Source organism: bacterium, from assembly GCA_030247525.1.
Classification (GTDB): domain Bacteria; phylum Electryoneota; class JAOADG01; order JAOADG01; family JAOADG01; genus JAOTSC01.
The window spans coordinates 1-5,554 of the sequence record JAOTSC010000199.1 but is presented as its reverse complement, the minus strand read 5'-3'; the positions used below and the strand labels follow the sequence as shown (position 1 = coordinate 5,554).

The following is a 5,554-nucleotide window of genomic DNA, read 5'->3' as shown; positions in this document are numbered from 1 at the left end:
CTTTAACCGGACACAATCGAGCAGATGAAATTGTAAAGTATGCCCATGCGCGCAATGTGACGAAAGTAATCGTGGGAAAGACAGCTCGGCCGTTGTTATATCGACTGCTGCACGGTTCGGTCGCCGATGAAATCCAAGCGAAAAGCGGTGATATCGATATTTATGTTGTTCCCGGTGAAAACGCCGATAAGGGTGCCTCTGACCCGACGATGTCTTCACAAGCCACAGAAAAGAAACGCGGATACAAAAGAAGCGCTTTGATTGTCCTAATGTGTACAATGCTTGCCGGGTTGATGCATGTCGGACAATTGGCGGAAGCAAATAAAGTCATGGTGTATTTGCTTGGGGTTGTTTTCATTGCGGCAAGATACGGTATGGGACCAGGCATTTTTGCATCGATTTTCAGCGTTATACTATTCGATATATTAATGGTGCGGCCTTATTTTTCATTCGCGGTAAACGACACACAATACTTATTGATGTTTGCGGTGATGTTGGGTATCGCCATCCTCATAAGCGCACTTACCGCGCGGATCTCGCAGCAAGCGGAGATGATGCGCCAGCGGATGCAACGCACGGAAGCGTTATACCGGCTTAGCAAACAACTTGCCGGTACAACAGGATTGCACCAGTTGATCGCTACCGTGGAAAAAGAACTCGCCGACATGTTTCAAGCTGAAATCATCATCTACATTGTACAATCGGGGAGAAAACTCGTTCCGGTAACTTCTACCCACGAATATCTAACCGAAGATTTCATCGAGCGGGGAGTCGCGCATTGGGTGTTTGTCCACGGAAAAGTCGCTGGAATCGGAACCGACACCTTGCCGCAAGCCGGGGCATTGTATTTACCACTCATCGCTTCGCAAGGTGCAGTTGGTGTTCTGGGAATCAGCCAGAAAGAAAAGCGCAGTTTTCTACCGGATCAAGTTCAATTGTTAGAAACCTTTGCAGGTCAGATTGCTATCGCATTGGAGCGGGATCAATTTGCTGACCAGACCAAGCAGATGATGATCGATGTCGAAGCTGAAAAAATGCGAAACGCATTGTTGAGTTCGATCTCCCACGACTTCCGAACACCGCTATCGGTTATCGCCGCAACCAGCCAGCAATTGTTATCGACTGCGAGTGATGTTGAGCCGGAGCGGCGCGAGCTAATTCACGCCATAGTAGAGGAAGCTAATCGCTTACATCGTTATGTCGATAATCTATTAGAGATCACCCGCATCGAATCGGGAAATGTGAAACCCGATATGCAATTGAATGTTATCGATGATGTAATTGGATCAGCGTTGAATAGCCGAAAAAAAGAACTGGCGACCCGTCCAATTGAGGTAACGGTCCCCGACGATATCCCGGCAACAATGATGGATAGCGTATTGATCGAGCGAGTACTCATCAACTTACTGGACAATGCAATCCGTTACACCCCGGCCGGTACACAAATCGAAGTGTCCGTAGAAATGGTAGATGAAGTATTGCAAGTATCGGTATCCGATCATGGCCTTGGCATACCAGAATCCGACAAAGAAAGAATATTCGAAAAATTTTACCGTCATGATACCGAGCGCGGCAGTGAGCGTTCGGGAACCGGTTTAGGACTTGCGATTTGCCATGCGATTGTTAGAATGCATAGCGGAACAATTTTTGCCGACAACAACCCGAGTGGTGGGGCAAAGTTAACTTTTACAATTCCGGTAACTGAAAACCATTCAGTGGTTGCAAAACAGTGACACAAGAAAAGTACACCATCCTAATTATCGAAGACGACTATCCGATCCAGCGATTTCTGCGTTCGGCATTAATCGGCGCGGGTTATCATGTTGCAGATGCCAAGACTGGACGGGAAGGGATTAATCTGATTGTTCGCCAGCATCCCGAACTGCTATTGCTGGATTTAGGGCTGCCCGATATGGATGGGATAGCGGTGATAAAAGAACTGCGCGAATGGTCGCACATTCCGATTGTTGTACTTTCTGCCCGGGGACAGGAAAAGGACAAGGTACAGGCGTTAGACGCCGGAGCCGATGATTATCTTACGAAACCGTTTAGTGTGGATGAGTTGTTAGCACGAATTCGCGTTGCACTAAGGCATTCGTTGCGGATTGCGACTGGCGAACACAAAGGCGATACGGTTATTCACGTAAAAAACTTGAAAATCGATTTCGACGCCCACCGAGTATTCCGCGACAATACCGAACTTCATTTAACCAATATCGAATACCGTCTACTATCGACAATGGCAAAAAACGTTGGGAAGGTACTCACTCATTCATTTATCATTCGAGAAGTATGGGGACGAATGATAACCGACGAAAGCCACCCACTGCGCGTTTACATGGCTGCTCTCCGGAAGAAAATCGAGCCAGAACCTGCGAAACCCCAATATATTTTAACCGAGCAAGGTGTTGGTTATAGAATGGTCGATGATATGTGAACAATGGTGAGTGATGTTGGAAGATTATCGTATTGCTGAAAACTCATTTTGCGAGCTACAATTGAACTTCATGCAAACACTGTCTATCATTGCGTCACAATTAAATTCGGGAAAGCAACCGTAGTATTCCATCAAGGATTGTTATCGGGTGGGGAGGACAGCCGGGTATATATAGATCTACCGGCAATATATCACTTACTCCATTGTGTACTTCAGGATGATTCTGGAATGGTCCACCAGAAATTGCACACGCTCCTACTGCTATCACGATTTTTGGAGCGGGAACTGTTTCCCACGTCTTGAGCAGTGCAACCCTCTTATTTTCTTTTACCGGTCCGGTGATAAGAAGACCATCGGCGTGGCGTGGTGAGGCGACAAATTGCACTCCAAATCGACCTAAATCAAAAGTAATTGTTGAAAGTACATTCGTATCCGATTCACAACCATTGCATCCACCAGCACTCACTTGGCGAAGTTTCAACGAGTGTCCAAAGAGTCGAAGGGATTCCTTCTTAAGTGCACTTACCAGTGGCCCTGCCTCGGTGTTCGCATTTACGACAAGATCAATTCTTTGATTTGATGACATACTGTAATCCGAATGATACCGAATTGCATCATTGGGACATGCCTCAGCACAATCTGTACAAAACAAACAACGACCAAGGTCTACTTGTGGCTTGGTAGAATGTACTTGAATGATCGAACCGGTGGGACAAACTTCGGCACATCGTTGGCAGTCGGAAACGCATTTTGCTTCATCAATCACCGGACATCCCCGGAACCGATCCGGTAGCGTTGGCGGTTGATTCGGAAAAGAAATTGTCCGATGACCTTGCTTTAATCGAGCTCGAAGGATATCTATCATTTCAGCCCCTTACAAATCATGACCACAGTATGACAGACTGAAACTTTTATTGCACAACGGGAAATCGGACACCTGCTGATCGCGCATTGCCATTCCTAAACCAAACCAGTTATGGAAAGAAGGATCAACAATTTTATAATGGGCAAATTTACTTGTTGCATCAGTAATTGCAACATGGCAAATTGCGCCACGCCACCCTTCCACCAATGCTACCGCAATTTTATTCGGTTCCATTGGTTCTAATGCGATTCTAATCTCAGATTGTGGCAACGACTTGATCAAATCGCGGATGAAAGCAGTCGACCGTTCAATCTCTATCCAACGAACGAACGCCCTCGAGAAGACATCTCCCGTATGCCACGTTGCTGTTGAGATATTGGTGAAACGATAAATGCCAGTGGGAAAATCGCTTCGAATATCTGCCTCGATGCCACAAGCCCGAGCAACTAAACCTACCAGACCCAACTCAATTGCATCTTCGATCTTTACGACTCCGGTATCTTCAAATCGATCCATCACGGAGGGAGATTTCCATAGTAGATTTATTGCATCAGTTACATCGCTAACTGCGGATTCAAATCGCTCGAGAAAATTGTGAACTCGATCTGAATCTGCATCGAATCGCACTCCTCCCGGACAAAGCATAGAATGACCAAACCGGTTTCCGCATAGCATGGCAGTTAGATTTAGAAATTCACCACGTAATCGACCACAGAAGGATGCAGTCGGAAGAAAACCGACGTCTCCGGCTAACGCGCCTAAGTCACCAACATGGTTTGCAAGTCGTTCTAATTCAAGACTGATTGCCCGCAATGCCGATGCCCGGGCCGGAATAATAGTGCGAGCAAGCGCTTCAATCACTTGGCAGTAAGCAAGTGAGTGACCAATTGTCGTGTCGCCGGCGACGGTTTCCACAAGGTGGTTCGTACGATTGTTGGGACCACCAATCATCGCCCGCTCAACCCCCCGGTGTTGGTAGCCAAGTGATATTTCTAAATGAATAACATCTTCGCCGTGGCATTGGAATCGGAAATGCCCCGGTTCAATAACTCCTGCATGGACTGGCCCGACTGCCACTTCGTGAATTTCTTGCCCATCCACTTGAAAATGATCGGTTACACCGGGAAGAATTGCTGTGCTTGATTTGCGATCCCAGCAGTCTTTTTCTTTGCGATACGAATGGTGATATCGCAACGGTTTAAGCCACGGGTGCCCCAATGGTTTGACTCCCCACTGTTCGGCGATTTCTCGCTCAAACAAATGAGCTTGTGGACAATCCGGTGTTAATGCAGTAAACTCATCCGGCAATATCGTCGATGAAAGCCACAGACTTCCCGAATGGGAATGAGCAAGTATGACAAAAGCTCGTAGTGTTGATCTATCGGCCGGCATGGCAAACAACGCTGCAATCCATGCGCCATCCTCGACTGCTTGGAGTAGCTGTTCGCGAAACGCATCAAATGGTACTTCCGGAACATCTACTACATCGCAAGATTCCCCATTCTGGATAACAGTATAGTTAGATTGCTTCATAATGCACCACTGAGTTGCCGGGCAGCTTCATTAAGAAGATTCTCCAACACCTGTGGCATGTAAACACCAAGCAACAGAACAATAGCACATAGCACGGCGGGAGGCACAATCATCGTCCAAGACTCTTGTTTCGCAATAGGTTCTGAGATCCGTGGTTTGCCAAAGCTCATCCGAAGAAATATTAATGCCATTACGATAAAGATCACCGAAAGAAATAGTATGTAAAAGATGGCAATGATAATATGACCTTGTTCGATTGCCGACTTTAATATCGTGAATTCGCTCAGAAATGAACCAAAAGGGGGTGATCCCGTAATTGCAAGAAAACCTGCTAACCATAGTACCGATGAGTACGGCATAATGTGTAGCAAACCACGAATCTTAAACGTCGACTTGCTGTGCATAACCGTCAGGATGTTTCCTGCTACCATGAACAGCATTCCCTTTGTAAACGAATGATTCACTGTATGAAACAGCGAACCAAAAACAGCGCCACCGCCTAAGCCGACCCCCAGTGCAAGTATGCCCATGTGTTCGACACTTGAATATGCGAGCATCCGTTTGAAATCCATTTGTTTCAGGATAAATGTTGCGGCAAGCCCCATCGATACCAAACCAAATCCGATTAAAAGTTCCTTGCCAAACTCGGCTAAACCGGCAGCGATTAGAATTTGTTGGGCGCGTAAGATTCCCAGAAAGGCGCAGTTGAGTAATGCGCC

General features: G+C 46.7%; 5 protein-coding genes. 2 read left to right on the top strand and 3 right to left on the bottom strand.

From position 1 onward, the window contains the following. Together OEM52_13565 and OEM52_13560 are read left to right on the top strand one after the other, a co-directional pair. The coding region (locus OEM52_13565; GenBank protein MDK9701164.1) for a DUF4118 domain-containing protein at positions 1-1,733 on the top strand (1,733 nt) is incomplete at its 5' end. Then, on the top strand, positions 1,730-2,437 hold the full coding sequence (locus OEM52_13560) for a response regulator (GenBank protein ID MDK9701163.1): 708 nt from the start codon (positions 1,730-1,732) through the stop codon (positions 2,435-2,437). The genes OEM52_13565 and OEM52_13560, both read left to right, overlap by 4 nt. Positions 2,438-2,537: 100 nt before the next feature. Here OEM52_13560 and OEM52_13555 read toward each other — a convergent pair whose 3' ends face one another. From OEM52_13555 to OEM52_13545, 3 genes are all read right to left on the bottom strand, one after another. Next, complete coding sequence (locus tag OEM52_13555; GenBank protein ID MDK9701162.1) at positions 2,538-3,302, bottom strand: 4Fe-4S binding protein; 765 nt, start codon at positions 3,300-3,302, stop codon at positions 2,538-2,540. 9 nt (positions 3,303-3,311) lie between these two features. Beyond that, positions 3,312-4,835, bottom strand: coding sequence for a hydrogenase (locus tag OEM52_13550; protein ID MDK9701161.1), 1,524 nt, complete (start codon positions 4,833-4,835; stop codon positions 3,312-3,314). After that, positions 4,832-5,554, bottom strand: a 723-nt coding sequence (locus OEM52_13545; protein ID MDK9701160.1) for a proton-conducting transporter membrane subunit, incomplete at its 5' end; no start/stop codon positions are given. The genes OEM52_13550 and OEM52_13545, both read right to left, overlap by 4 nt.